A 26,859-nucleotide genomic window follows, 5' to 3' on the forward strand; every position below is an offset into this window, starting at 1 on the left:
ACAGGCCCCAGCCGCCGGCCCCGTTCCCGCTACGAGGAGCGCTGGGCCCACCCGTACTGGGCCAGCCCCTCCGCCACCAACCGGGCGTTCGACAAGGCCCGTTGTCCGTCGGGCATGAGCAGGGTGTCCTCCAGGCCCACTCGGGTCGCCAGTCCCAGCCGCCCGGCCAGCCGCAGCACCGGCCACGCGCCGGCGTCCTCACCGTGCAGCAGCACCGGGCGGCCGTGTGCGGAGCCCAGGTCGGCCAGCAGCGCACGTGCGGTGTCCTCGGCCGTCTCGGCTGCCGGGTCCGTCACCTCCGCGAGGACCCGCAGCACTTTCGGGCCGAGCGGCGAGACGGCGAACCTCGCCGCCGCGTCCGTACCCGACCAGATGCCGGCCTCCACGCCCACCCCGAGACCGATCAGGGCGGCGGCGACCTCCTCGGCGCCCGGCTCGTGCCAGTTGACCGAGGCGTGGTCCGGCAGCACGGTCCAGCTCCGGACGCGCTCCACGCGGGCCGCCGGATCCGGCTCGGTCCAGGCGCCCGTGGTCACACCGACCGGCACCGGCACCCGCGCACGTATCGCCTCGAGCGTCGCCGCCACCACACGCGGCGACAGACTGTCCTGACCGCACGGCGTCTTGGGGTGGACATGGACGTCCGTGGCCCCGGCCGCGACGGCCTCGGCCGCGGACTCGGCCGACGCCTGCGGAGTGAGCGGCACCATCGCACCGTCGGCGGCCCCTCGGGGCCCGTTGAGACACACCTGCACCATGCCTCGATGGTGCCAGGCACCGCTGACAGAACAGGGGGTGCGGCATCCCCGGCGCACCCCCGCAGCACCGTTCCTGGGTTCGGTTCGGTCGGTTCGGTCAGGCCGACACAAGCAGCCGTCCGCGCCTGGCGTCCGCCAGGGCCTCGGGTGTGAGAACGGGCCGCGGCACGAGAATTCCGCAGTCCGTGCAGACCGGACCGGTGGAGGGTTCGTGGTCCAGTTCGTACTTCCAGACGAGGCGTTCCCCGCCGCACACCGGGCACTCGGCGCCCGGCTCCCGCTCCAGCGCGGAGATCAGCCGGCGCAGCACCTCCGCCAGCGGCTCGTGCGGATGGACGCGTGGGTCGTCGCACCAGGCGACTCCGAAGCCGCCCCAGGTCAGCCGGTGCCAGTCGTCCACGCTGCCGGGCCTGCGCAGCCCGTCGTGCTTTTCCTTCTTGCGTCGCTCGGCGAACCCGACCTCGTAGGCCAGCCAGACCGAACGCGCCTCTTCCAACTCCTCCAGTGCGGCCACGAGCCGCGCTGGGTCGGGGGACCGGTCCTCGGGGCCGAACCCGGCCCGGGAGCACAAGTGGTCCCAGGTCGCCCTGTGTCCGTAAGGAGCGAACCGTTCAAGGCACTTGCGCAGCGAATAACGCCGGAGCGCCAGATCGCACCGCGGATCGCGCACCTGTCTCGCCAGACTCCGGAAACCGGCCATCGCCCTGCACCTCCGTCACACCTGCAGCTGTACTTCGGTCACTTCGGCGTCGTCGCTCGGACGTCGCCGAATAGACGTATCGACAAGCGATTTGGCTCCATCCGATTTCCGATGACTCCCATAAGCGATGTCGCCGACTCTGAAAAGTGACGCATGTTCACCTTCAATCCCGGGGATACCGGCGGTAACGTCCGGCCCACCCCCGTCGGTAGGAGCTGCCATGCCACGGCGCACCTCACGCACCGTCCTCGACACACTGAGAACTCCCGGCGGATTCACCGGGTTCCTGAAGAGCGCAACGGTATGCGTCCTGATCGCCGGTCTTTTGTCTCCGCTTTCCCAGGCGGCCGCGGCCGCCAAGTCCGAGGCGGTGGGGGCGGCGGCGGCCAACGACCACTGCGGAGGCCGGTGTTCCGACATCCTGCCGCCGGGCCAGAACGGCAACGCCACCCTCGCGCAGATCCTGCTCAACCAGGCATTCGGCGCCCAGCCCGACCACGCCGGGGACCAGCTCGGCCCGTACGCCAACCTGGCGAAGGGCTATCCCTCGCTCACCAATGCCACGATCAACACCTTCTTCAACGACGCGTCTTTCGGGGTCGCCGCCGATCAGGTCGCCTCCACGGTCAAGCCCGCCGGTCGCGGCGACGTGACGATCGTCCGCGACAAGAAGACGGGCGTCCCGCACATCACCGGTACCACCAGATACGGCACGGAGTTCGGAGCGGGCTATGCCGCGGCCGAGGACCGGCTGTGGCTCATGGACGTCTTCCGGCACGTCGGACGCGGTCAGCTCACCTCCTTCGCGGGCGGCGCCCCGTCCAACCAGGGCCTGGAGCAGCAGTTCTGGCGCACCGCCCCGTACACCGAGGCCGAGCTCCAGGCCCAGATCGACAACGCGGTCACCACGAACGGCGCCCGCGGGCAGCAGGCCCTCGCCGACGTGAACGCCTACGTCGCCGGCATCAACGCCTACATCGACGCCTCCGACAGCGGCCGCTCCTTCCCCGGCGAGTACGTCCTGACCGGCCACAAGGACTCCGTCACCAACGCCGGCACGATCGACCACTTCAAACCCACCGACCTGGTCGCGCTGGCCTCCGTCATCGGCGCGCTCTTCGGCTCAGGAGGCGGCGGCGAGGTCAACAACGCGCTGTCCCTGCTTGCCGCGCAGCAGAAGTACGGGGTGACCGAGGGCACCAAGGTCTGGGAGTCCTTCCGCGAGCGCAACGACCCCGAGGCGGTCCTCACCCTCCACGACGGCAGCTTCCCCTACGCCACCAAGCCCGCCGACCCGCAAGGGCTGGCCCTGCCCGACGCCGGCTCGGTGACCGAGGAGCAACTGGTCCACGACCGCACCGGCAGCGCGGCCACGTCGAGCGCCACCGGCGTGTCCGCCACGGCCGCGAAGACCGCCGTCACCTCGGCCAAGCGAGGCATGTCCAACGCCCTAGTGGTGAGCGGCGAACACACCGCGAGCGGCAACCCGGTCGCCGTGTTCGGCCCGCAGACCGGCTACTTCGCACCGCAGTTGCTCATGCTCCAGGAGATCCAGGGCCCCGGCCTCAGCGCCCGCGGCGCCTCCTTCGCCGGCCTGAGCATGTACGTCGAACTCGGCCGCGGCCAGGACTACGCGTGGAGTGCCACCACCTCCGGCCAGGACATCATCGACTCGTACGCCGTGGAGCTGTGCCAGGACGACTACCACTACCTGTACCGCGGCACCTGCACGGCGATGGAGAAGATCGAGCAGAAGAACGCCTGGACCCCGACCACGGCCGACGGCACCGCGGCCGGCTCGTACACGATGCGGGTGTGGCGTACGAGGTACGGCCCCGTGGAGTACCGCGCGACGGTCGGCGGCAAGAAGGTCGCCTACACCACCCTGCGCTCCTCCTTCATGCACGAGGCCGACTCGATCATCGGCTTCCAGATGCTGAACGACCCGGACTACGTCAACAGCCCGCAGACCTTCCAGAGCGCGGTGCAGCACATCAACTACACGTTCAACTGGTTCTACGCCGACTCCGAGCACACCGCGTACTACAACAGCGGCGACAACCCGGTGCGCGCGACCGGCGTCGACGCGGAGTTCCCGGTGTGGGCGCGGCCGGCGTACGAGTGGCGGAACTGGGACCCGACGACGAACACCGCCCAGTACACACCGGCCTCGGCCCACCCGAACTCGATCGACCAGGACTACTACATCTCCTGGAACAACAAGCAGGCCAAGGACTACACGACCGCCTCCTGGGGCGACGGCTCGGTCCACCGCGGCAACCTCCTCGACGACCGGGTGAAGAAGCTGGTCGCCGCGGGCGGGGTCACCCGGGCCGCGCTGGTGAAGGCCATGGCCGACGCCGGGCTGGCCGACCTCAGGGCGCAGGACGTGCTGCCGGACCTCCTGAAGGTGGTCAACAGCTCGCCGGTGACCGACTCGGCGGCCGCGGCGGCGGTGAGCAAACTCCAGGCGTGGCTGACCGCGGGCGGCAAGCGGACGGAGACGACCGCCGGTTCGAAGAAGTACGCCGACGCCGACGCGATCCGCATCCTGGACGCGTGGTGGCCGCTGCTGGTGAAGGCCGAGTTCCAACCGGGCCTCGGCAGCGACCTGTACACGGCCTTCACCAGCAACCTGCCCGTCGACGAGACCCCGTCGGCCGCCCACGGCCCGACCGGCGCGCACGCCGGAAGCTCCTTCCAGTACGGCTGGTGGAGCTATGTCGACAAGGACATCCGGGCCGTACTGGGCGAGTCGGTCCAGGGGCCGCTCGCACGGAAGTACTGCGGCGGCGGCAGCCTCACCGCCTGCCGGGACGTCCTCGTCAGCACCCTGAAGGAGGCGGCCGGCAGGACCGCGGCCCAGGTCTACCCCGGTGACGGCCTGTGCTCGGCGGGCGACCAGTGGTGCGCCGACTCGATCGTCCAGCGCACCCTGGGCGGTATCAAGCACGGCAACATCAGCTGGCAGAACCGGCCGACGTTCCAGCAAGTCGTGGAGTTCACGTCACACCGGTAGGCCACGGACGGCGGCGGGTCAGCGGATGCGGCCCGCCGCCACCACCAGCTGCGCCAGCTCCCGGTGCAGGATGTCGCTGTGCGCGCCGGACGGCGGCCCACCCCGTTTGACCACCTTGGCCGCGTCGACGTTGACGCACCCCGACACAGGCAGCTTTCCCTTCAACGCGGCCGCGAGCTCGAAAGCCCGCGTGTCCGGCACGGCCTGCACGCCGTCGTACCCCATCGCCCCCCACCTGGCACCGAGCCCTCGGGCGATGGCCGGTTCGGCGGCGGCTCCCTGCGCGTCGCCCGCCATCCGCGAGGCCAGGGGGTAGATCGTCCCGAGAGCCGAGTCGTGCCGGGAGTGGCAGCACACCAGAGGGCCGTCGATCCGCAGGTGCTGTCCTTGGAGGACGCCTCCCGCGCGCGGGTCGTGCGGCAGCCGGGCCGCGAACGCGTAATGGGAGAAGGCCCCTTGGAGCAGGGTCACCGACTTCACGGTGTGCACGCCCTCCGGCAGTCCGCGCAGCGCGAACGACACCAGCCGTGCGCCGAAGCTGTGGCCCACCAGGTGCACCCGCACATGCGGCGCCTTCGCGGCCAGCTGCCCGACCACCCGCCCCAGCCCGCGCTCGCCGACGGTCCCCGCGCGCCGTTTCATGGCGTAGTACGTCGCCTGCCGCAGCAGCTCGTGCGCGCCCTCCCACGGGTTGGGCAACGAGAGCCGCGCCACCTCGCCGGGCGATTCGAACGACGCCGGCGCCCGGGCGAACTCCTCGCAGATCTCCGCGGTGGACCCCGAGAACATCAACGGCTCGCTCTGCGGCACCCCTTCCGCCAGCGTGTCCGCGGCGAACAGCGCCTGCGGCCCCGGCGGCACCACGTCCACCAGCAGCCGTACCAGCCGCCCGAACTCCTCCAGTTCGGCCTCCTCGCGCGGCTGCTGGTCCAGCATCCGCGCGATCTGGTCGATCACGGTCGCCCGCCCGGGGAAGGTCTCCAGCAGCGCGTGCCGGGTGTCCTTGTCGAGCGCCGGCCGCGGGGGCATCTCGGCGGCCACGGCCCGCGGGAAGTCCGGGATCGGCTCGTCCGAGAACCGCATCGACGGCCAGACGACACCGACGAACCCGAGCCCGGCCGCCGGGGCGAGCGCCGGAATGGGCGCGAAGAAGCGGCTGTAGAGCCGGGTGGCCCCCGAACGGTCGCTGTTCCAGCCATGAGCGAAGACGACGAGGTGACGGACGCCGTGCTCGGCGACCCCGGCGAACAGCCGGCCCCGCTTCCCGCCGTCCGTGTCCCCGTCCGCGTCGAAGGTGAGCTCCCAGTACGGACTCACGCTCATTGCCGGCTCTGCCATGACAGGCCCCCTCATCCCCCGGAGTGGTGCGATGTGGGCGCATCGTCCTGCTGCCGGTCGGGGTTGGCCATACGTCATGACTCATCCGGGTGATTCATCGGCTCACCGGTAGACGAGGTACTCCCGCCGCACCCTCCGGAAGGCGGCCAGCTCCTCCTCCCAGCCCGCCACCACCTCGTCGGCACCGGCCCCCGCGTCGATCATCGTGCGCACCCGCGTGGAGCCCGTGAGCTTGTCGATCCAGTTGTCGGGGCGCCAGGCGAAGCCGCTCCACGTCTTCTTGGCGGTCACCAGGAGCGCGATCCCGGTGCGTACGGGGTCGTAGGCGTCCCGGTCGTGCACATGGACCTGCACACCGCCGATCGTCTTCCCCTGGAACTTGGAGAAGGTGGGCGCGAAATAGGCCTCCCTGAAGTGCACGCCCGGCAGGCCGAGTCCGTTCGCCGCCGCGGCCCACCGCCCGTCGACGCCCTCCGCGCCGAGCAGTTCGAAGGGGCGGGTCGTCCCCCGGCCCTCCGAGAGGTTCGTCCCCTCGAAGAGGCACGTCCCCGAGTACACGAGGGCGGTCTCCGGAGTCGGCATGTTCGGGCTCGGCGGCACCCAGGGCAGTCCCGAGTCGTCGAACCACGCGGTCCGCTTCCACCCGCTCATCAGTACGGTGTCCAGCTCCACCGGCGCCGCCAGGAACTCCCCGTTGAACAGCCGCGCCAGCTCCACGACCGTCATCCCGTGCGCCTGCGAGATCGGCTGCCGCCCGACGAAGGTCGCGAACTCCTTGTGCAGGACGGGGCCGAGGGCCGCCCGCCCGGTGACGGGGTTGGGCCGGTCGAGGACCACGAACCGCTTCCCCGCGAGCCGGGCGGCCTCCATGCAGTCGTACAGCGTCCAGATGTAGGTGTAGAAGCGCGCGCCCACGTCCTGGATGTCGAAGACGACAGTGTCCACGCCGGACGTGGTGAAGACGTCGGCGAGCGGCCGGCCGCTCTTCAGGTACGTGTCGTAGACGGGCAGGCCGGTCGCCGGATCGTCGTAGCGGCCCTCGGAACCGCCCGCCTGCGCGGTGCCGCGGAAGCCGTGCTCGGGACCGAAGACCGCGATCAGGTCCACGCGGTCGTCGGCGTGCATGACGTCCACGATGTGACGTACGTCCCGGGTGACGCCGGTGGGGTTGGTGACGACACCGATGCGCCGGCCGCTGAGCTGGGCGTAGCCGTCTGCGGCCAGGTTCTCGAAGCCGGTTCGCCTGCGGCGGGTGGCCGCGGAAGCTGCTGACGCGGTGGGGAGTACTGCCGCTGCCGTTGTTGCTGCGAGCAGGCTGCGTCTGGTCAGGCGCATGTGACCTCCTGGAAAGTGGACGTCGGCATGGGCACGGTATTCGCTTCCGCGGGTTGTGTGGAGGCTGCGGGTTCGTTGTGGCTTGTCGCGCAGTTCCCCGCGCCCCTGAGTGGGTCCAGTCACCTTCCCTGCAACATACCGACCGGTTAGTCTGGTCCCTGCGGGGGGCAGAGCCGAATCGTGTCGTGTCGAAGGAGACCGATGGTGGAAGCGCAGGATGCGGGAGTGGTCGTCACTGGAGCGGGGGGCGGCATCGGAGCCGCGCTGGCCCGGCGCTTCGCCGCCGAGGGGGCCCGGGTCGTCGTCAACGACCTGGACGCCGAGCGGGCGAAGGCCGTCGCCGAGGAGATCGGCGGCATCGCCGTCGCGGGCGACGCCTCGGCGATCGTCACCGAGGCCCGGAAGGCCCTCGGCGGCACGGTCGACGTGTACTGCGCCAACGCGGGCGTCGCCTTCGAGGGCGGGGAGAGCGGCGAGGCGTTCGACGAGCGGCCCTGGGCGCTGTCCTGGGACGTGAACGTCATGGCGCACGTCCGCGCGGCCCACGAACTGCTCCCGGACTGGCTGGAGCGCGGCAGCGGCCGTTTCGTCTCCACCGTGTCCGCCGCCGGACTGCTCACCATGATCGGCGCCGCCCCCTACAGCGTCACCAAGCACGGCGCGTACGCCTTCGCCGAGTGGCTGTCGCTGACGTACCGCCACCGCGGTCTGAAGGTCCACGCGATCTGTCCGCAGGGCGTGCGCACCGACATGCTGGCGGCCACCGGCAGCGCGGGCGACCTGGTGCTCCAGCCGACCGCGATCGCCCCGGCGGAGGTGGCGGACGCCCTCTTCAAGGGCATCGAGGAGGACCGTTTCCTGATCCTGCCGCACCCGGAGGTCGCCGGGTACTACCAGGCCAGGGCCGCCGAGCCCGACCGCTGGCTGACGAACATGAACCACCTCCAGCGCAAGTGGGAGGCCGCCCGGTGACCGACTCCCGTTACGCGGCCAAGCCCTGGCTCGGCCTGCTCGACGACGCCCAGCGTGGGCCCATAGAGCCGGCCGGCTCCCTCGTCCACGCCCTGCGCAAGGCGGTCGAACAGACCCCCGACCGCACCTTCCTCGCCTACTTCGACGGCCGCCTGACCTACCGCGAGGCCGACGAGCTGAGCGACTCCGTGGCCGGTCACCTGGCCGCCCGCGGCCTGGAGCCCGGCGACCGGGTGGCCATCCTGCTGCAGAACTCACCGCACTTCGTGCTCGCCCTGCTCGGCGCCTGGAAGGCGGGCGCGATCGTCGTGCCCGTCAACCCCATGTACAAGTCCGGGGAGGTCGGGCACGTCCTGCGGGACGGCGAGGTGGCCGCGCTGGTCTGCTCGGACCGCGCCTGGGAGTCCTATCTGCGGGACACCGCCGCCGACTCGCCCCCGCGGATCGTGCTGACCGCCTGCGAGCTCGACTTCCAGACCCGCCAGGACGCGCGCGTGCTGACCTTCGAGCGGCTTGCGCAGGCCGCGGACGCCGACGACCTGACGGTTGTCGCCCGGGCCGGTCACCAGGCGCCGGAGGGCCGCGACCCGGCCCCCGCCGACATCGCGCTGATCAGCTACACCTCGGGCACCAGCGGCACCCCCAAGGGCGCCACCAACACCCACGGCAACATCATGTACAACGCCGAGCGGCAGCGGACCGGCCTCGGCCTGCCCGAGGCGCCCGTCTACTTCGCGATGGCGCCGCTGTTCCACATCACCGGCATGGTCTGCCAGCTGGGCGCCTGCCTGAACAGCGCGGGCACGCTCGTCCTGGCGTACCGCTTCGAGGCGGGCGTCGTCCTGGACGCGTTCGCCGAACACCGGCCGCACTACACGGTCGGCCCGTCGACCGCCTTCATGGCGCTGGCCGCCCACCCGTCCGTCACCCCGGACCACTTCTCCTCCTTCGTCAACATCTCCTCCGGCGGTGCACCCCTTCCGCCCGCCCTGGTGGAGAAGTTCCGGACCGGCTTCGGGCCGTACATCCGCAACGGCTACGGGCTCACCGAGTGCACCGCGCCCTGCGCCTCCGTACCGCCGGCCCTGGAAGCGCCCGTCGACCCGGTCTCCGGGACGCTGGCCGTGGGCGCGCCCGGCCCCGACACGGTCGTCCGGATCGTCGACGACCAGGGTGGCGAGGTGCCCTTCGGAGAACAGGGCGAGATCCTCGTACGGGGGCCGCAGGTCGTCCCCGGCTACTGGCGGCGCCCCGACGCCACCGCCGAGACCTTCCCGGACGGGGAGCTGCGCACCGGGGACATCGGTTTCATGGACGAGCACGGCTGGCTGTACGTCGTCGACCGCAAGAAGGACATGATCAACGCGTCCGGCTTCAAGGTGTGGCCGCGCGAGGTCGAGGACGTGCTCTACACCCACCCGGCGGTGCGCGAGGCGGCCGTCGTCGGCGTGCCCGACGGGTACCGGGGGGAGACCGTCAAGGCGTACATCAGCCTGCGTCCGGGTTCCGACACGGACCCGGATGCGCTCGCCGCGTACTGCAAGGAGAGACTGGCCGCCTACAAGTACCCGCGGGAGGTCGAGATCCTGCCGGACTTGCCGAAGACGGCGAGTGGGAAGATCCTCCGGCGGGAACTGCGTTCCCGCACGCACGACTAGAGACAACAACACAAGCATGCCTCGGAAGGCAGGTGGCGGCAGTGCCCAGGACTACGGACGGTGACGGGACCCCCGTGCCGCAGCGGCTCCTCGCCGCAGCCACCCGGCTCTTCGCCGAGCAGGGCTACGACCGCACCTCGGTGCAGGAGATCGTCGAGGCGGCGGGCGTCACCAAGGGGGCGCTCTACCACTACTTCGGCTCCAAGGACGACCTCCTGCACGAGGTGTACGCGCGCGTGCTGCGCGTCCAGCAGGAAAGACTCGACGCGTTCGCGAACGCGGACGAGCCGATCGAGAAGCGTCTCAGGGGCGCGGCGGCCGACGTCGTCGTCACCACCATCGACAACCTCGACGACGCGTCGATCTTCTTCCGTTCGATGCACCACCTCAGCCCCGAGAAGCACAAGCAGGTGCGCGCCGAACGCCGGCGCTACCACGAACGCTTCCGCGCGCTCGTCGAGGAGGGCCAGCAGGCCGGCGTCTTCTCCGAGGCGACCCCCGCCGACCTGGTCGTGGACTACCACTTCGGCTCCGTCCACCACCTGTCCACCTGGTACCGCCCCGACGGCCCGCTCAGCCCCCAGGAGGTCGCCGACCACCTCGCGGACCTCCTGCTGCGGGCACTGCGGCCCTAGGTCCTGTCCGGCGGATCATGCCGCAGACGTGGGGCCTGGCACGCCGATCTGCGGCGTTGTCGTCGGTTGCCGACTCCCGCACTCTCGACCTCGCTCGAGCGGGGGGACCCCCATCGCGTCGACGCCCTCCTCCGCCTTGCAGCTCGACGCACCAGGCCCCGCTCACCTGCGTCGATGAGGCGCCGCGGATGTCCTGCGACTTGATCCGCCGGACAGGCCCTAGGGCCGCGCGCGGGTGACGCGGGTGAGGGGCGGCTGCCACCGGCAGCCGCCCCTCACCCGCGTCACCTCACAGGTACTTCTTCAGCTCCCGGCGCGCCAGCGACCGCTGGTGCACCTCGTCCGGCCCGTCGGCGATCATCAGGGTCCGGGCACCGGCGTAGAGCTCGGCGAGGGGGAAGTCCTGGCTCACGCCACCCGCGCCGTGCAGCTGGATGGCCCGGTCGATGATGTCGACGACCGCGCGGGGCGTGGCGATCTTGATGGCCTGGATCTCCGCGTGGGCGCCCCGGTTGCCGACGGTGTCCATCAGCCAGGCCGTCTTCAGCACCAGCAGCCGCAGCTGCTCGACGGTCACCCGCGCGTCGGCGATCCAGTTGTGGACGACCCCCTGCTGGGCCAGCGCCTTGCCGAACGCGTCACGTGAGACGGCCCGCCTGCACATCAGCTCGATCGCCCGCTCGGCCATGCCGATCAGCCGCATGCAGTGGTGGATACGGCCGGGACCCAGCCGGGCCTGCGCGATGGCGAAGCCGCCGCCCTCCTCGCCGATCAGGTTCGACGCCGGCACGCGCGCGTGGTCGAAGATCACCTCGGCGTGGCCGCCGTGGGAGTGGTCCTCGTAGCCGAACACCCGCATCGCCCGCTCGACCGTGACCCCCGGGGTATCGCGGGGGACGAGGATCATGGACTGCTGACGGCGGATGTCGGCACCGTCCGGGTCCGTCTTGCCCATCACGATGAAGATCTTGCAGTCCGGGTTCATCGCCCCGGAGATGTACCACTTGCGGCCGGTGACGACGTAGTCGTCCGTGCCGTCGGAGGCCCGCTCGATGTGCGTGGTGATGTTCGTGGCGTCCGAGGAGGCCACCTCCGGCTCGGTCATCGCGAACGCCGAGCGGATCTCACCGGCGAGCAGCGGCGCCAGCCACTGCTTCTTCTGCTGCTCGTCGCCGAACTGCGTGAGCACCTCCATGTTCCCGGTGTCGGGCGCCGCGCAGTTCAGCGCGGTGGGCGCCAACTGCGGGGAACGGCCGGTGATCTCGGCGAGCGGGGCGTACTGCAGGTTGGTCAGGCCGGCGCCGTACTCGGCGTCGGGAAGGAAGAGGTTCCACAGGCCCTGCCGGCGCGCCTCGGCCTTCAGCTCCTCGACCACGGCCGGGGTGTCCCACGGCGAGGCGAGCAGGGCGCGCTGCTCCTCCGCGACCGCCTCGGCCGGGTAGACGTACTCGTCCATGAAGGCGAGCAGCTTGGCGCGCAGCTCCTCGGTGCGCGCGTCGAACGCGAAGTCCATGTTCTGTCAGCCTTCCTGAAGAGTGGTCAGGCCGTGCCCGATGAAGACGGGGACCAGCTCACCGATGCGGTCGAAGCCCGGGCCGACCGTCTGGCCCAGGGTGTAGCGGTAGTGGATGCCCTCCAGGATCACGGCGAGCTTGAACCAGGCGAACGCCGTGTACCAGGAGACCGCCAGGACGTCGCGGCCCGAGCGGGCCGCGTACCGCTCGATCAGCTCGGCGGGCGTGGGGTGCCCGGCGGCCTCCGCGGTCGTGGAAACCGGTGAGTCGGGCGTGCCGAGCGGCATGCTGTACATCACCAGCAGGCCGAGGTCGGTGAGCGGGTCGCCGAGGGTCGACATCTCCCAGTCGAGGATCGCCTTGATCCGGTCGTCGTCGCCGATCAGGACGTTGTCGAGCCGGTAGTCGCCGTGCACCACGGTCGGGGCGGGGGAGTCGGGCAGCTGACGGCCGAGGGCCGCGTGCAGCTCGTCGATGCCGGACAGCTCACGGTTGCGGGAGGCGTCCAGCTGCTTGCCCCAGCGCCGCAGCTGGCGGTCCAGGAAGCCCTCCGGGCGGCCGAAGTCGCCGAGACCCACCTCGGCCGGGTCCACCGCGTGCAGTTCCACGAGCGTGTCCACCAGGGACAGCACGGCACCCCGGGTGCGCTCCGGGCCGAGCGGGGCGAGCTGGTCGGCCGTGCGGTACGGCGTCCCCTCCACGAACTCCATGACGTAGAAGGACGCCCCGAGCACCTCGTCGTCCTCGCACAGCAGCACGGGGCGGGGCACCGGCACGTTCGTCGGGTGCAGCGCGCTGATCACCCGGTGCTCGCGCTTCATGTCGTGCGCGGTGGCGAGCACATGGCCGAGCGGAGGCCGTCGTACGACCCACTTCGACGTGCCGTCGGAGACCTTGTAGGTGAGGTTCGACCGTCCGCCCTCGATCAGCCGGCCGGTCAGGGGGCCGTGCACCAGGCCGGGCCGCTCGCGGTCGAGCAGGCCGCGCAGCCGGTCGAGATCGAGTCCGGGCGGGTGGTCGGGGCTCATTCGTTGCTCCTACGGACGGACGAATTCAACACGACCAATGATGCCGACCGGTCGGTATGTCGTCCAGTAGTGGAGCGGAACCCGGAACGTGATCGGGGCCACCCTAGGCCGACAACTCCCCGCGCAGGGCGGCCGGGGAGGTGTCGGGGGTGACTTCTCGGCCGGGCCGGCTCAGTGATCGTCCCAGTGGCCCTCGTGCTGGGCGTGCCGGTGGCCGTCGTGGAGGTAGTCCACGTGGTCGCCGTGCAGGACGCTCTCGTGCCCGCAGTCCTGGCCGTGCCGGTGGTCGTGGCCCTCGTGGGCGACATGCGCGTCGGCTTCGCACTCGTCCCAGTGGCCGCCGTGCTCGCGGTGCATGTGCCCGTCGTGCGCGTAGTCGACGTGGTCGCCGTGCGGCACCTCGGCGTGGCCGCAGTCCGGGCCGTGCGTGTGCGGGTGGGAGGCGTGTTCCTGGTGAAGGGTGGTCATGGTGCTCACCTTCAAGGGTGCGGGCGATGACGTCGGACAGGCTGCCACGCGAACGCCGCGTATCGGGCGATTCGGGCCTGTGTGGCGTCCGGGTACCCGCAGGGAGGCGGGCCCATGGAGTCGCCCGCGCGGATTCGCGTACGGGGATCCGCCCCGGGTGGCCTGGTGGAACCCGACAACAGGGCCTAAAGGATCAGCGCCGCCGCGCACACCGCGAGGCCGACCGTGAGCAGTGCCCCCGCCGACGCGTGCCGGGGGGAGAGTGCCGCCGGGCTGCTCGTGGCGGACAGGACGCGGATGCGTCGGTGCGCGATCAGCAGAAAGGCCATCCACAGGCCGCAGGACAGGGCGCCGAGGACGATCCCGGACACCGAGGTCCCGCCGTGCAGCGTGGTTTTCAGGGCGAGCAGGGCGGCGGCGGTGCTGGACAGGGTCGTGCGCCGCCAGGCCAGCCGGGTCCGCTCGGGCTGCAGACCGGGGTCCCGGTCCGGGGCCTCCCGGACGGGTGCCGCGCTCATCCCTCCCACCCGAAGAGCACCACGACGACCATCGCGACGGCCACCACCGCGACGGCGAGGCTCAGCAGTGCCGGGAACCGGGACACCGGCAGGTCCTCGCCCCGGCGCATGGCCCGCTCGCAGCGGACCCAGTGGTTGACCGCCCGCAGCGCGCACAGCACGCCCGCCGCGAGCAGCGCGAGCGCGAGGCCGACCCGCCAGCCCCAGCGCAGGTCCGGCAGGAACTGGTCCACGGCGAAGCCGCCGCCGATCAGCGCGAGCGCGGTGCGCAGCCAGGCCAGGAAGGTGCGTTCGTTCGCCAGCGAGAAGCGGTAGTCGGGGGTGCTGCCCTCCCGCCGGATCTCCTGGGGGGCGAACCACAGCCGGACGTTGCGTGCGAAACCGATCACGGGCAGGACCCTACCGGGGCACTGTCACGGGGCTTGTCGGTGCCGCCCGCTACCGTTCGGGGGCATGGATGTGCCCACGTCACTGGCCGGATACGCGCAGCCGGGGTACGGCATCGCCCCCGCCGAGCCCCTGCTCGACCTGCCCGGGTTCTGGCCGGCGTACTTGGGCCGGTCTGATCAGTGGAGCCGGCGGCTCGCCGGCTCAGCCCATCGAACGGTAGGCCCGCAGTCGCTCGTACGCGGCCAGCCCGTCCGGCACCCACTCCCACTCCGTCAGCCGGCGCCGCACCTCGTCCTCCGGCAGGAAGTCGTGCCAGGCCACCTCCTCGGCCTGCGGGCTGACCGGAAGGTCGCAGCGGACCTCGTACACCGAGGACCACCAGGTCCGGCCGGCGCCGTCGTCGTAGAGGAACGTGAAGAGGTGCCCGGGGCGAGGCAGCCCGCTCACGCCCAGTTCCTCCTCGGCCTCGCGCAGGGCCGCGTCGTCGTAGGACTCGCCCGCGCCGACCACTCCGCCGACGAACATGTCGTACAGGGACGGGAAGACGAGTTTGGTCGGCGTGCGGCGGTGTACGAAGATCCGGCCCTCGGCGTCCCGGGCCTGGATGAAGACGCAGCGGTGGCGCAGGCCCTTCGCGTAGGCCTCGCCGCGCGGGGACTGTCCGATGACGTTGTCGTTCTCGTCGACGATGTCGAGGATCTCGTCAGCAGCGCTCATGGCCCCATCCAAGCAGGGGCCGCAGGCAGCCTCAGGCCCGGACCTCGGCCGGCTGAGGGTCCCGCGCCCGCTCGGTCTGCGTGCACGGCATCGCCGGGTGCATGCCGAGGAGCACGATGCCGCCGACGATCGCCGCGAGCCCCGCCGCCTCCCAGGCCAGCGCGCCCGTGTCGGTGCGCAGCCGGTCGCCGAGGAAGCCGACACCGCAGATGATCCCGGCCAGCGGCTGGGCCGCGGTCAGGGCGGGCAGCGACATCCGCAGGGGAGCGGTCTCGAAGGCGCTCTGCACGAGGATGAGGCCGGTGACGCCGAGCACCAGCACGGCGTACGGCTGCCAGCCGGTCAGCAGCTCCACGAGGCCGCCCTCGGAGAAGCGCTGGCCGCTCACGCGGGTCAGCGCGTCCTGGACGCCGTACAGCAGACCGGCGGCCAGGGCGAGCAGGACCGGGCCGGAGCTCAGCCGGGAGCGCTTGGCGTAGGCGGTGAGCAGCAGGGCGAGGCCGATCATCACGCCGATGATCAGCCAGGGGCGCAGGGGGTCGGTGACCGGGGTGCCGCCGCGCGGCTCGCCCGCCACGATGAACGTGGTCACTCCGCCCGCGAGCAACAGGAGGCCCGCCCAGCCCTGGCGGCCCAGCGGTTGCTTGCTCTGCTTGCGGGACAGGGCGAGGGCGAACACCAGGTTGGTCGCGAGGAGGGGCTCCACCAAGGAGATCTCGCCCTGGCTCAGCGCGATCGCGCCGAGGGCCATGCCGGCCACCATCAGGCCGATGCCGCCGAGCCAGCGCGGCACCTTCATCAGGTCGAGCAGCAGCCGGGGAGAGAGGAAGTCGCTCAGCGGAGCCTGCCGGGCGGCGTTCTGCTGGAGCACGAACCCGAAGCCCAGACAGCAGGCCGCGCTCACGGCGAGAACAAGTACCAGAACCGACACGCTGCGTATACCTCGATCGATCGGGAGGGGCCACGGGGTCGGCGTCGACTGCAGCGCCCCGGGCCCGCCATGCCCCTGGGAGTGCCCCGGGGTCCGGGCGGTTGACTCGGTCCCGCCGTCCTCGCCCGGCCGGGGGAGGTGCGTGACCGTCCTGCCATCGTGCGGGCCCTCGCGCGTCCGCGCTATGGCGTGGACCACAGACATTTCCGGCGATTCGTGCATGGCATGTCCGGCGCCCTCGCAAGTCCCCTTCAGGTAACGGAAGTTGACGCGTGTAACACCCGTGGAGCCCTTGACGGAAAGCGTTGGCTGGGGGTTGGCTGTGCGTGATCAGTTGATGGCAAGCCGAAAAGTCCAGACCAGAAGGCCGGCCGCCACGTCGGCCGCACACCGACAGTGAGCCGTGCCGCGTGAGGAAGTCCCCGCGGTGTCCCCACCCCCGCCACCCCTCGGGCGCAGTCGTCACCGCGCCGCCGCCCAGGCGCTCGACGCCGCCCTCGACGACGCCGAGCTCGTCGCCGCGCGGGCCGCACTGAGGCAGGGGCGGTGGCAGGCCGCTCGTGCGCTGCTCGCGAGGACGGGGGACGACTGGGACCGGCGGGGGCACCGGCTGACGGTGCTCGCCCTGGAGCCCTCCAGCGCCGCGTGGGCCGGTGACTGGCTGCTCGCCGAGCCCGACTCCGTCGACGCGGCCGTCCTGCTCGCGCTGGCCCAGGTCCGGCGGGCCCTGCGGGGCAAGGAGAAGGCGGACCGGGCCCGCGAGGCCTGCCGGTCGGCCGCCGCGCTCGCGCCGGCCGACCCGACCCCCTGGCTGGGCCTGCTCATGCTGGCGAAGAGGCTCCGCGCCGGCGAGGAGGTCGTCCGGCTCTTCGGCGAGGTCCGGGCGCGGTACGCCGACCACCACCACGCCCACCACCTGATGGTCGCCCACCTGGCCGAGAGCCGCTCCGGCACCGGCCCGGACCCCCTGCACGGGGTGTACGACTTCGCCCACTGGGCCGCCGAGCAGGCCCCCGCCGACTCCCCGCTCGCGATCCTCCCGGTCGTCGCACACGCCGAGCGCTACCGCGTGCTGGCCGCCGACGGGCACGAGCCCTCCGACCCCGCCGCCTCCGGGCACTGGAGCGGACGCCGGGCCCGGCAGGTGATGAAGTCCGCCTTCGACTGGTGGCTGGAGTGGGAGCACGAGGGGCACCCGCGCCGACTGGTCGACCTCAACTTCCTCGCCCACGCCAAGGTCTGCGAGGGCCGGGGCGCCGAGGCCGCCGCCCTCTTCCACCGCATCGGCGACCACGCGACCCCGGCGCCGTGGGCGTACCCGGACCGCGACCCCTACCCCGCCTTCCGTGCCGCACGCGCGGGCGCGCTCGGCACGGCGTAATCCCCATTTCCCGGAAAAGGACGGTCACCCCCCATGACGACGGACAGCTCGAGCACGCGCAGAACCACCGACGGCATCAGCACGTTCAAGGGCGAGGAGCGTGCCCTGCGCTCGGACCGCCTCGGCACCGGCGGCCTGCTGCTCTCCGTCCTCGCCGCGACCGCCCCCCTCATGGTCGTCGCGGGTGTCATGCCCACCACATTCGCGGTGATGGGCATCGTCGGGCAGCCGCTGCTGTTCGTCGTCCTCGGCGTCGTCCTGGCCCTCTTCGGCATCGGCTACGCGGAGATGAGCCGGCACGTCCACAACGCCGGCGCCTTCTACGCGTACATCTCCCGCGGCCTCGGCGGCACCGCCGGCGCGAGCGCCGCCCTGGTCGCCCTCGTCGCCTACAGCGCACTCCAGGTCGGCATCTACGGGATCTTCGGGTTCGAGGTCTCCGGCCTGTTCGCCACCTACGCCGACCTGGAGGTCGCCTGGTGGATACCGGCGCTGGTGGCCGCCCTCGCCGTCGGCGCGCTGGGCCGGCTGAAGATCGACGTCAACGCGCGCGTGCTCGGCGTTCTGCTGGTCGTCGAGGTCGCCCTGGTCGTGATCTTCGACATCGCGGCCGTCGCGGACCCCGGCCCCCAGGGTCTGTCGCTGCACGCCTTCAACCCGGACACGCTCACCGGCGCCGGCCTCGGCACCGCGCTGTGCTTCTGCATCGCCGCCTTCCTCGGCTTCGAGCAGGCGCCCGTGTACGCCGAGGAGACCAGCCGCCCGCACGTCCTGGTGCCGCGGGTGATGTTCCTGGCGGTCGGCGGGGTCGCCGTCTTCTTCGCGCTCAGCAGCTGGGCCCTCACCGTCGCCACCGGTCCCTCGGCGATCGTCGGCCAGGCACAGCAGCAGAGCGCCGGACTGCTGTTCACCCTCACCGAGTCCCGGCTCGGCGGAACCTTCACGGACGTCCTGCACATCCTCTTCGTGACCGGCATGTTCGCGGCCCTGCTCAGCTTCCACAACGTCGTCGCCCGGTACGCCTTCGCCATGGGCCGCGAGGGCCTGCTGCCCGCCGCCTTCGGCCGCACCACCGGCGCGAGCGGCGCCCCCGGCACCGGCTCCCTGCTCCAGACGGCCGTGTCCGTATTGGTCGTGGCCGCCTTCGCGGTCGCCGACGACAAGCCGTCCGGGGACCCCACCGCCCCCGTACTGCAGCTGTTCACCTGGTGCGGCAACATCGGCGCGCTCGGCGTGATCGTGCTGATGACGGCGGCCTCCCTCTCGGTCGTCGTGTTCTTCACCCGCCGCGGCGCCGCGGGCGCCCAGGCCTGGCGCCTGGTCACCTCGGCCGTCGCGGGCACCGCCCTCCTGGTGATCGCCGCCTACACGGTCAAGGACTTCGACGTGCTGGTCGGCGCAGGCCCCGGCTCGGCCCTGAGCTGGGTCCTGCCCGGCGTCATCGGCCTCGCCCTGGTGGCCGGCCTCGTCCAGGGCCTGCTCCTGCGCTCCAGGTCACCCGAGGCGCACGCCCGCATCGGGCTCGGCAACGAGGCGTTCCAGCTGGAGAAGGCGGCCGAGAAGACGTGGTGACCACCTGAGAACCGCGTAAGAAGTGATGACGGAAGTCTGACGAACACCCGTGACCCCTGGCCGCCCCCGGGTCGCGGGTGCTCGAATGAACCCGTGAACACCGAACAGCCCGAAGAAGCGGACGAAACGGGCACAGGTCGGTCCGAGGCACGCGGCACCCCCGTCGGCCGCCGGGTCTTCCTCGGCACCCTCGGCCTGGGCGCGCTGGGCGTCGTCGCCGCGCCCACCCTGCAACGCGGTCTGGAGGCCTTCCTCGGCACCGCCGCCGACAAGGACCCCACCGGCCTGACCGGCCTGCTCCCCAACGGCGGCGGCTTCCGCTACTACTCGGTCACGTCCTCCGTGCCCCGCAAGAACGCCGACACCTACCGGCTCACCATCGACGGCCTGGTCGACCGCCCCAAGACCTACACGCTGTCCGACCTCCGAGCCCTGCCCCAGACCCGCATGGTCAAGGACGTCCAGTGCGTCACCGGCTGGCGGGTCCCCGACACCCCCTTCGAGGGGGTACGCCTGTCCCGGCTCCTGGACGCCGCGGGAGTGCGCCCCTCGGCCGGGGCGGTGCGTTTCACCTGCTTCGACGGCGCCTACTCCGAGAGCCTGACCCTCGACCAGGCCCGCCGCGCGGACGTCCTGGTCGCCCTGCGCATGCAGGACAAGGACCTCGGCCACTCCCACGGCGGACCGGTCCGCCTCTACGTGGCCCCCATGTACTTCTACAAGTCCGCCAAGTGGCTCTCCGGCATCACCGTCACCGAGGACGTGAAGCCGGGCTACTGGGAGAAGCGCGGCTATGACATCGACGCCTGGGTGGGCCGTTCGAACGGGCGGGACGATGACCCTACGAGCTGACACCCCGGTGACCATCCGGGTCCGCCGCTTCACCCGCGCCGCACGCTGGGTGCACCGCACCACGGCCGTCCTGATGGGCGTGTGCGTGGTGACGGCGGCCTGTCTGTACGTCCCCCAGCTCGCCGAACTCGTCGGCCGCCGCGAGCTGGTGGTCCGCGTCCACGAGTGGGCCGGCCTCGCCCTGCCCGTGCCGGTCCTGGCCGGTCTCGCCTCCCGCGCGTTCCGCACCGACCTGCGCTTCCTCAACCGCTTCGGGCCGCACGACCGCCGCTGGCTGCGGGCCGCCCTGCGCCGCGACCGGCGCCCCGCCGCGCGGCCGGCCGGCAAGTTCAACGCCGGGCAGAAGGTCTACGCCGCCTGGATCGCCGGCGCGACCCTGGTGATGCTCGGCACCGGCCTGATCATGTGGTTCACCCACCTCACCCCGCTGATGTGGCGCACCAGCGCGACCTTCGTCCACGACTGGCTGGCACTGACCATCGGCATCGTCCTGGCCGGCCACATCGGGATGGCTCTGGGCGACCCCGAGGCGCGACGGGGGATGCGCACCGGCTCGGTGAGCCGGGAGTGGGCGGAGCGCGAACACCGGTTGTGGCGGCCCTAGACGCCGACCGGAAGCGGACAGCACCGGCCGGCGTCCTCGTCGGCGTCTTCGGAAAGTGCCCTCGGGAGGGCCTCAGACGCCGAAGTCCAGCAGCACCTTGCACGACCGGCCCCGGTCCGCGGCCAGCGCGAACGCCGTCTCCGCCTCCGTCACCGGCACCACCGAGCTGACCAGGCCGTCGAAGGCGGGCTCCGCGGCGAGCAGTTCCAGTGCCTCGTCGAACTCGCCGTCGAAGCGGAACGCGCCCCGCAGTTCGATCTCCCGGCTCACCACCAGGTTCCCCGCGAACGGACTCGGCCCCTGCGGCAGCATCCCGAGCTGCACGACGAGCCCACCGCGCCGCACCCGCCCCAGACACGTGTTCAGCCCGGCGGCCACCCCCGACGCCTCCACGGCGACGTCGACCTCGGGCGGCCAGCCGGGGTCGGACGGGGCGTCGGCCCGTACGACGGTGTCGGCGCCCGCCGCCCGGGCGTACCGCAGCGCCGCCGGGAGCAGGTCCGTCGCCGTCACGTGCGCGGCGCCCGCGGCCTTCGCCGCCGCGACCACCAGGCACCCGATGGGGCCCGCCCCGGTGACCAGGACGTGCCGGTCGCGCACGTCCCCGGCCCGCCGCACCGCGTGCAGCGCCACCGACAGCGGCTCGGCGAGCGCCGCGCGGCGCAGGCCGAGACCGGCCGGAAGCGGCCTCAACTGCTCGGCGGGGACGACCACCTGGGCCGCGAAGCCGCCCTGGACGTGTGGGAAGCGTGCCGCGCTGCCGAGGTAGCGGGTGTCCCGGCAGACGTTGGGCCGCCCGTCCGCACACTCCGGACACACCCCGCAGGGACTGGCCGGGTGCACGGCAACGGCCGTACCGGCGACCGGACCTGAGGCGCCGTCGCCGTACGACAGGACCGTCCCGACCACCTCGTGGCCCAGCAGCATCGGCTCCCGCAGGCGGAAGTCACCGACCCCGCCGTGCCGCCAGTAGTGGAGATCGGAGCCGCAGATGCCGCCGTAGCGGACGGCGACCAGCGCCTGCCCCGGACCGGGCGCGGGCACCTTCAGCTCATCGACCCGCAGATCGTCCTGACCGTGGATCACACAACCCAGCATCACAGTCTCCCCGCAGGTCACAGCACGCTCGTCATGCCGCCGTCGACATACAGCACCTGCCCGCCGACGAAGTCCGCGGCGGGCGAGGCCAGGAACAGCACCCCGCCCACCAGGTCCTCCGTACGGCCCCAGCGCCCGGCCGGGGTGCGTCGCCGCACCCACGCGCTGAACTCCTCGTCCTCGACGAGGGGCTGGGTCAGCTCGGTCTCGATGTAGCCGGGGCCGAGGCCGTTGACCTGGACGCCGCATGGCCCCCAGTCCGCGCACATGCCCTTGGTGAGCATCTTCAGCGCGCCCTTGGTGGCCGCGTAGGGCGCGATGCCGGGCCGGGCCACCTCGCTCTGCAGCGAGCAGATGTTGATGATCTTGCCGTGGCCGCGTTCCGTCATCCGGCGCGCGGCTTCCCTGCCGACCAGGAACGCGCTGGTCAGGTTGGTGTCCAGGATCCGGTGCCAGTCCGAGTCGGTGAACTCCAGAAGCGGGGCCCGCAGTTGCATGCCCGCGTTGTTGACGAGGATGTCGAGCGGGCCGACCCGTTCCTCGACGTCCGCGACCCCGGCCCGCACCGACGCCCCGTCGGTCACGTCGAACACGGCCGTGTGGACGTCTCCGGGCAACTCGGCGGCGGCCTTGGCCAGCCGGTCGCCGTCGCGCCCGTTGAGGACGACCCGGCAGCCGGCCTCCGCGAGCCCGCGGGCCAGCGCGAGGCCGATGCCCCGGCTGGAGCCGGTGACCAGGGCGGTTCGGCCGCTGATGTCGAACAGAGGGTGACTCATCCTCGTACCCCTAAATGATCAGCGAGAGGAGCAGGACCACGGCTCCGGCGACCACCGAGATGATCGTCTCCATGACGGACCAGGTCTTGAGCGTCTGCCCGACGGTCAGGCCGAAGTACTCCTTCACCAGCCAGAACCCGGCGTCGTTGACATGGCTGAAGAACAGCGAGCCGGCGCCGATGGCCAGGACGAGCAGGGCCGTGTGGGTCGTCGACATGTCGGCCGCGAGCGGGGCGACCAGACCGGCCGCCGAGATCGTGGCCACCGTCGCCGAACCGGTCGCCAGCCGGATCGCCACCGCGATCAGCCAGGCCAGCAGCAGCGCCGGGATCGACCAGTCCTCGGAGATGTCCAGGATCATCTGGCCGACGCCGGAGTCGATCAGCGTCTGCTTGAAGCCGCCGCCCGCACCGACGATCAGCAGGATGCCGGCGATGGGTGCGAGGCCCTTCTCGACGAGCTGGGAGACCCGCTCCTTGCCGAACCCGGCGGGCCGCAGGAGCGTGAAGATGCCGACCAGCACGGCGGCGAGCAATGCGATCAGCGGGGAGCCGATGACGTCGAAGGCGCGCTGCACGCTGTGCGTCGGGTCGTCGATGACGATGTCGACCAGTGCCTTGGACAGCATCAGGACGACCGGCAGGAGGATCGTGGCGAGGGTGGCGCCGAAGCCGGGAGTCCGCTCCAGTTCCTCGGAGGCGCGCTGCGGGACCATCCGGTCCGGGGCGGGGACGTCCACCCAGCGGGCCGCGTACCGGGAGAACAGCGGACCGGCGATGATCACGGTCGGTATGGCGACCAGGACGCCGAGCGCCAGCGTGACGCCGAGGTTGGCCTGGACCGCGTCGATCGCGACGAGCGGACCGGGGTGCGGCGGGACCAGACCGTGCATCACGGACAGACCGGCGAGCGCCGGGATGCCGATCCGCATCAGCGAGTAGTTGCCCCGCTTGGCGACCATCAGCACGACCGGGATCAGCAGCACCACGCCGACCTCGAAGAACAGCGGCAGACCGATCACCGAGGCGATCAGCACCATCGCCCAGGGCATCGTGCGACCGTTCGCCTTCGCGAGGATCGTGTCGACGATCTGGTCGGCGCCGCCCGAGTCGGCGAGCATCTTGCCGAGGATCGCGCCCAGCGCGATCAGCACGCCCACACCGGCGACCGTGGAGCCGAGTCCGGTGGTGAAGCTGGTGATGGTCTTGTCGAGCGGTGCTCCGGCGAACGCGCCGAGCGCCAGTGACCCGATGGTCAGCGACAGGAAGGCGTGGAGCTTGAACTTCGTGATGAGCAGGACGATGACTGCGATGCCCGCCAGTACGGCGATGCCCAGCTGAGCGTGGCCGGCCGAGGTGATCGGCTCGGGTGCGTCCGCTGCCAGCATCTCGACACTGAGTCTGGTCACGGGGGAGTTCCCTTGCAGGTACGGGGATGGGGGGGGAGGGGTGTTACTGGGGTGCGTCGGGGAGGGGCGTCGTCGCAAGCGCGTCCAGCGCCCGGGCGGCTCGCTCGGTGATCTCCTCCGGGCTGCCGGACACGTCCACGGCGACTCCCGCCTCGTCCGCCTGGAGCGGCTGGAGCGTGGCGAACTGGGAGTCCAGCAACGCGGTCGGCATGAAGTGACCCTGGCGGTGTGCCATCCGGTCCTCGATCAGTGACCGGTCGCCCGCGAGGTGCACGAACACGACCGTGGGAGCGGCGGCCCTGAGCCGGTCGCGGTACGACCGCTTCAGCGCCGAACAGCTGACCACTCCGCCGAGCCCGGCCCGCCCGTGCGCCCAGTCACCGATGGCGTCGAGCCACGGCCACCGGTCCGCGTCCCCGAGCGGGGTGCCGGCCGACATCTTGTCGATGTTGGCCTGAGGGTGGAAGTCGTCGCCCTCGGCGTACGGAACGCCCAGCCGGGCCGCGAGCAGGGGACCGATCGTGGTCTTGCCCGTGCCGGCGACGCCCATCACCACGACGACGTGAGGGGTACGCATCACTGCCTCGCTGTCTTCCTCGACATCCGACGCCGACATCTGACGTCGGCCACACTGAAACGCATTAGGTACGACGAATTCAAGAGCCTGTGACAAATAAGTCTGACTTTTTGGTCCTGTGACGTGCCCCGTACGCTGAGTGCATGAGCACATCGGGCCGCGGGCTGCACGGCCGTGTACTGGAGACACTCGGCCCCGCGATCACCGCGGGCGAATACCCGCCGGGCAGTGTCCTGCGCACCGACGAGCTGGCACAGAGCTTCGACGTCTCACGTTCCGTGATGCGCGAGGCGGTCCGCGTCCTGGAGTCCATGCACCTCGTCGAGTCCCGCCGCCGCGTGGGCGTGACGGTCCGTCCCACGAAGGAGTGGAACGTCTACGACCCCCAGGTCATCCGCTGGCGCCTGGCCGGCGCCGACCGCCCCCGCCAGCTGCGCTCCCTCACGGTCCTGCGCTCCGCGGTCGAACCGATCGCCGCGGGCCTCGCCGCCAAGTACGCCACGGCCGACCAGTGCGCCGAACTCACCGAGTGCGCCCTGGGGATGGTGGCCCACTCACGAGGGCACCAGCTCGAGGGCTACCTGATCCACGACATCGCCTTCCACCGCGTCATCCTCAACGCCTCCGGCAACGAGATGTTCGCCCGCCTCGGTGACGTCGTCGCCGAGGTCCTGGCCGGGCGCACCCACCACGAGGTCATGTTCGAGGACCCCGACCCGGCCGCCGTCACCCTGCACGTCCAGGTCGCCGAAGCGGTCAGAGGGGGCGACGCGACCCGCGCCGAGGCCCTGACCCGGGAGATCACCGTGGGCGCGCTGCAGGAACTGGACATCCTGGCGCCGTAGCCCTCGCCGGTTCCCCGGTCCGCCTTACTGGTCGAGGAACTCCCCGTCGACGTACACCCAGGCCCCGGCCACCCGCTCGAACCGGCTCCGCTCATGCAGCGACCCGCCCCGGAACGAGGCGCGGAAGGTCACGCTCCCGGTGGTGTGGAACGCGGACCCGTCGCCCGTGCCGAGGATCTCCAGCCCCGTCCACCGCATCCCCGGATCGAACTCGACCCGGGCGGGCCGCGTCCGCGGATGCCAGGTCCGCAGCAGATACCCCTCGTCCCGTTTCACGAAGGCGCTGTACCGCGACCGCATGAGCGCCTCCGCGGTGGGCGCCGCGGCGCCCAAGTGGTAGCGGCCGCAGCACTGGTCGTACGCCTGAGGCAGCCCGCACGGGCAGGAACGCGTGGTCATGCCGGTCATTCTGCTAGACGGCCGCCCGTCGCTCGGGCAGGGGCAGGGGCGGCAACGACGCCCCGTACACCCACGCCTCGAACAGCTCGTCCAGCGGCTCGGGCGCGAAGCGGGCCACGTGCGCGGTGAACGTCGTCGTGCTCACCGAACCGCCCCGGTGCAGCGAGACCCACCCGCGCAGCATCCGGAAGAAGTCGGGGTCGCCCATCGCGCACCGCACCGCGTGCAGGGTGAGGCCGCCGCGTTCGTAGAGGCGGTCGTCGAACATCGACTTGCGGCCGGGGTCCGCAAGCCGGAGATCCTGGGGGAGGGAGGACAGCAGACGGTGGGCGGTCGAGGCGAGTTGGTGGGCCGTGCGGCCGCCCGAGCGCTCCGACCACAGCCACTCGGCGTACTTGGCGAACCCCTCGTTCAGCCAGATGTGCCGCCAGTCGGCGATGGACACGCTGTTGCCGAACCACTGGTGGGCCAGCTCGTGCGCGACCAGCCGCTCCGAACCCCGCGCCCCGTCCACGTGGTTGGCGCCGAACAGCGACAACCCCTGTGCCTCGACGGGGACGTCGAGTTCCTCCTCGGTCACCACGACCGCGTACTCGTCGAAGGGGTACGGCCCGAACAGCTCCTGGAACAGGTCCATCATCCGCGGCTGCCGCGCGAAGTCCCGGGAGAACTCGGGCAGGAGATGCGCCGGGATGTGCCCGTGCTGCGGGACGCCGCCAAGGCCCGGATCGCCCAGCAGCACCGTCTGGTACTTGCCGATGGACAGCCCGACCAGATAGCTGGACGTCGGCGCGGACTGCTCGTACACCCAGGTGGTCGTCGAGGCCTTCGTCGTGCGGGTCAGCAGACGCCCGCCCGCCACCACCGCGTACGCGGACGGCGTGGTGACCGAGATCTGGTACGACGCCTTGTCGGCGGGCCGGTCGTTGCACGGGTACCAGGACGGCGCCCCGACCGGCTGACTCGCCACCAGTGCCCCGTCCGCCAGCTCCTCCCAGCCGAGCCCGCCCCAGGGGCTGGTCACCGGCCTGGGGTTGCCCGACCAGTGCACCTCCACCGTGAAGGCGGCCCCGGCGCGGACCGGCTTCGCGGGGCGGACCCGCAGCCGCCCGCCCCGGTGGGTGTAGTGCGTCTGACGGCCGTCCACCCGGACCCGGCCGATCTTGAAGTCGGCGAGGTTCAGCACGAACTCCGCGAGCGGCGACCGCCCCGCTATGCCGTTGATCCGGGCCGTCCCGGACAGCCGGTTGGGGCCGGGGCGGTAGTCCAGCGCGAGCTCGTAGCGGTGCACCCGGTAACGGGAATCACCGTTGGCCGGAAAGTACGGGTCCGGACCCACTGCCTGCTGAACGGTCACTGCTGCGTC

At 71.6% G+C, this 26,859-nt stretch carries 26 protein-coding genes; 9 read left to right on the forward strand and 17 right to left on the reverse strand.

From position 1 onward, the window contains the following. Positions 1 to 29: 29 nt before the first annotated feature. Together KUM49_RS23360 and KUM49_RS23365 are read right to left on the reverse strand one after the other, a co-directional pair. Complete coding sequence (locus tag KUM49_RS23360; protein ID WP_217238864.1) at positions 30 to 758, reverse strand: 3-keto-5-aminohexanoate cleavage protein; 729 nt, start codon at positions 756 to 758, stop codon at positions 30 to 32. Positions 759 to 855: 97 nt separating this feature from the next. Continuing rightward, positions 856 to 1,458, reverse strand: coding sequence for a hypothetical protein (locus KUM49_RS23365; protein WP_217238865.1), 603 nt, complete (start codon positions 1,456 to 1,458; stop codon positions 856 to 858). Between the two features lie 220 nt (positions 1,459 to 1,678). Here KUM49_RS23365 and KUM49_RS23370 point away from each other — a divergent pair, with 220 nt between their 5' ends. After that, positions 1,679 to 4,477, forward strand: a complete 2,799-nt coding sequence (locus tag KUM49_RS23370) for a penicillin acylase family protein (protein WP_217238866.1) — start codon at positions 1,679 to 1,681, stop codon at positions 4,475 to 4,477. 18 nt (positions 4,478 to 4,495) lie between these two features. Here KUM49_RS23370 and KUM49_RS23375 read toward each other — a convergent pair whose 3' ends face one another. Together KUM49_RS23375 and KUM49_RS23380 are read right to left on the reverse strand one after the other, a co-directional pair. Then, positions 4,496 to 5,815, reverse strand: a complete 1,320-nt coding sequence (locus KUM49_RS23375) for a serine-threonine protein kinase (RefSeq protein WP_217238867.1) — start codon at positions 5,813 to 5,815, stop codon at positions 4,496 to 4,498. Between the two features lie 102 nt (positions 5,816 to 5,917). Beyond that, complete coding sequence (locus KUM49_RS23380; RefSeq protein WP_217238868.1) at positions 5,918 to 7,150, reverse strand: exo-beta-N-acetylmuramidase NamZ domain-containing protein; 1,233 nt, start codon at positions 7,148 to 7,150, stop codon at positions 5,918 to 5,920. A gap of 201 nt (positions 7,151 to 7,351) precedes the next feature. Here KUM49_RS23380 and KUM49_RS23385 point away from each other — a divergent pair, with 201 nt between their 5' ends. From KUM49_RS23385 to KUM49_RS23395, 3 genes are read left to right on the forward strand one after another with little or no spacing between them, the layout of a single operon-like run. Continuing rightward, positions 7,352 to 8,122 (forward strand): SDR family oxidoreductase, encoded by a 771-nt coding sequence (locus KUM49_RS23385; protein ID WP_217238869.1) that lies wholly within the window; start codon positions 7,352 to 7,354, stop codon positions 8,120 to 8,122. Continuing rightward, entirely contained in the window at positions 8,119 to 9,780 is a 1,662-nt protein-coding gene (locus KUM49_RS23390; protein WP_217238870.1) for a class I adenylate-forming enzyme family protein, read from the forward strand. Before KUM49_RS23385 ends, KUM49_RS23390 begins: the two co-directional genes overlap by 4 nt. 41 nt (positions 9,781 to 9,821) lie before the next feature. After that, positions 9,822 to 10,415 carry a TetR/AcrR family transcriptional regulator gene (locus KUM49_RS23395; protein ID WP_217238871.1) on the forward strand — a complete coding sequence of 198 codons (594 nt, stop codon included), beginning with the start codon at positions 9,822 to 9,824 and terminating at the stop codon, positions 10,413 to 10,415. A 289-nt stretch (positions 10,416 to 10,704) separates the two neighbouring features. On the opposite strand, the gene KUM49_RS23400 is transcribed toward KUM49_RS23395, so the two are convergent. From KUM49_RS23400 to KUM49_RS23430, 7 genes are all read right to left on the reverse strand, one after another. Then, positions 10,705 to 11,928: an acyl-CoA dehydrogenase family protein gene (locus KUM49_RS23400; protein WP_217238872.1), complete on the reverse strand. Its 1,224-nt coding sequence runs from the start codon at positions 11,926 to 11,928 to the stop codon at positions 10,705 to 10,707. Positions 11,929 to 11,934: 6 nt separating this feature from the next. Beyond that, positions 11,935 to 12,957, reverse strand: coding sequence for a phosphotransferase family protein (locus tag KUM49_RS23405; RefSeq protein WP_217238873.1), 1,023 nt, complete (start codon positions 12,955 to 12,957; stop codon positions 11,935 to 11,937). Positions 12,958 to 13,128: 171 nt separating this feature from the next. Next, a complete protein-coding gene (locus tag KUM49_RS23410; protein ID WP_217238874.1) occupies positions 13,129 to 13,425 on the reverse strand; it encodes a hypothetical protein in 297 nt (98 codons plus the stop codon). 185 nt (positions 13,426 to 13,610) lie between these two features. Further along, positions 13,611 to 13,943: a DUF202 domain-containing protein gene (locus KUM49_RS23415; RefSeq protein ID WP_217238875.1), complete on the reverse strand. Its 333-nt coding sequence runs from the start codon at positions 13,941 to 13,943 to the stop codon at positions 13,611 to 13,613. Beyond that, complete coding sequence (locus KUM49_RS23420) at positions 13,940 to 14,332, reverse strand: DUF202 domain-containing protein (RefSeq protein WP_217238876.1); 393 nt, start codon at positions 14,330 to 14,332, stop codon at positions 13,940 to 13,942. Before KUM49_RS23420 ends, KUM49_RS23415 begins: the two co-directional genes overlap by 4 nt. Positions 14,333 to 14,534: 202 nt before the next feature. Further along, positions 14,535 to 15,050: an NUDIX hydrolase gene (locus tag KUM49_RS23425; protein WP_217238877.1), complete on the reverse strand. Its 516-nt coding sequence runs from the start codon at positions 15,048 to 15,050 to the stop codon at positions 14,535 to 14,537. A 31-nt stretch (positions 15,051 to 15,081) separates the two neighbouring features. Then, a complete protein-coding gene (locus tag KUM49_RS23430) occupies positions 15,082 to 15,981 on the reverse strand; it encodes a DMT family transporter (RefSeq protein WP_217238878.1) in 900 nt (299 codons plus the stop codon). 427 nt (positions 15,982 to 16,408) lie between these two features. Between KUM49_RS23430 and KUM49_RS23435 the strand changes: the two genes are divergently transcribed. The 4 genes from KUM49_RS23435 to KUM49_RS23450 all read left to right on the forward strand — a co-directional run bounded on the left by KUM49_RS23435 (position 16,409) and on the right by KUM49_RS23450 (position 20,390). Next, positions 16,409 to 17,362, forward strand: coding sequence for a hypothetical protein (locus tag KUM49_RS23435; RefSeq protein WP_217238879.1), 954 nt, complete (start codon positions 16,409 to 16,411; stop codon positions 17,360 to 17,362). A 33-nt stretch (positions 17,363 to 17,395) separates the two neighbouring features. After that, the gene (locus tag KUM49_RS23440; RefSeq protein ID WP_217238880.1) at positions 17,396 to 18,934 is read left to right on the forward strand and encodes an APC family permease; all 1,539 of its coding nucleotides are present in this window, start codon (positions 17,396 to 17,398) and stop codon (positions 18,932 to 18,934) included. Between the two features lie 93 nt (positions 18,935 to 19,027). Then, on the forward strand, positions 19,028 to 19,786 hold the full coding sequence (locus tag KUM49_RS23445; protein WP_217238881.1) for a molybdopterin-dependent oxidoreductase: 759 nt from the start codon (positions 19,028 to 19,030) through the stop codon (positions 19,784 to 19,786). Further along, positions 19,770 to 20,390 carry a cytochrome b/b6 domain-containing protein gene (locus KUM49_RS23450; protein ID WP_217238882.1) on the forward strand — a complete coding sequence of 207 codons (621 nt, stop codon included), beginning with the start codon at positions 19,770 to 19,772 and terminating at the stop codon, positions 20,388 to 20,390. The genes KUM49_RS23445 and KUM49_RS23450 overlap by 17 nt, the downstream gene beginning before the upstream one ends. A 72-nt stretch (positions 20,391 to 20,462) precedes the next feature. On the opposite strand, the gene KUM49_RS23455 is transcribed toward KUM49_RS23450, so the two are convergent. The 4 genes from KUM49_RS23455 to KUM49_RS23470 are packed head-to-tail and all read right to left on the reverse strand — an operon-like array spanning position 20,463 to position 24,249. Next, on the reverse strand, positions 20,463 to 21,488 hold the full coding sequence (locus KUM49_RS23455; protein WP_217238883.1) for an L-idonate 5-dehydrogenase: 1,026 nt from the start codon (positions 21,486 to 21,488) through the stop codon (positions 20,463 to 20,465). A gap of 17 nt (positions 21,489 to 21,505) precedes the next feature. Beyond that, entirely contained in the window at positions 21,506 to 22,264 is a 759-nt protein-coding gene (locus KUM49_RS23460) for an SDR family oxidoreductase (protein ID WP_217238884.1), read from the reverse strand. A 10-nt stretch (positions 22,265 to 22,274) separates the two neighbouring features. Next, positions 22,275 to 23,672: a GntP family permease gene (locus tag KUM49_RS23465; RefSeq protein WP_217238885.1), complete on the reverse strand. Its 1,398-nt coding sequence runs from the start codon at positions 23,670 to 23,672 to the stop codon at positions 22,275 to 22,277. A gap of 43 nt (positions 23,673 to 23,715) precedes the next feature. Further along, positions 23,716 to 24,249, reverse strand: coding sequence for a gluconokinase (locus KUM49_RS23470; RefSeq protein ID WP_217238886.1), 534 nt, complete (start codon positions 24,247 to 24,249; stop codon positions 23,716 to 23,718). A gap of 143 nt (positions 24,250 to 24,392) precedes the next feature. Between KUM49_RS23470 and KUM49_RS23475 the strand changes: the two genes are divergently transcribed. Further along, positions 24,393 to 25,094, forward strand: coding sequence for a FadR/GntR family transcriptional regulator (locus tag KUM49_RS23475; RefSeq protein WP_217238887.1), 702 nt, complete (start codon positions 24,393 to 24,395; stop codon positions 25,092 to 25,094). 24 nt (positions 25,095 to 25,118) lie between these two features. Here the strand turns inward: KUM49_RS23475 and KUM49_RS23480 are convergent, their stop codons facing one another. Both KUM49_RS23480 and KUM49_RS23485 read right to left on the reverse strand, forming a co-directional pair. Next, complete coding sequence (locus tag KUM49_RS23480; protein WP_217238888.1) at positions 25,119 to 25,502, reverse strand: YchJ family protein; 384 nt, start codon at positions 25,500 to 25,502, stop codon at positions 25,119 to 25,121. A 4-nt stretch (positions 25,503 to 25,506) separates the two neighbouring features. Further along, a complete protein-coding gene (locus tag KUM49_RS23485) occupies positions 25,507 to 26,850 on the reverse strand; it encodes a M1 family metallopeptidase (RefSeq protein WP_217238889.1) in 1,344 nt (447 codons plus the stop codon). Between the last annotated feature and the right edge of the window lie 9 nt (positions 26,851 to 26,859).

Source organism: Streptomyces sp. AC555_RSS877 (assembly GCF_019049245.1).
In the GTDB taxonomy this organism is placed as follows: domain Bacteria; phylum Actinomycetota; class Actinomycetes; order Streptomycetales; family Streptomycetaceae; genus Streptomyces.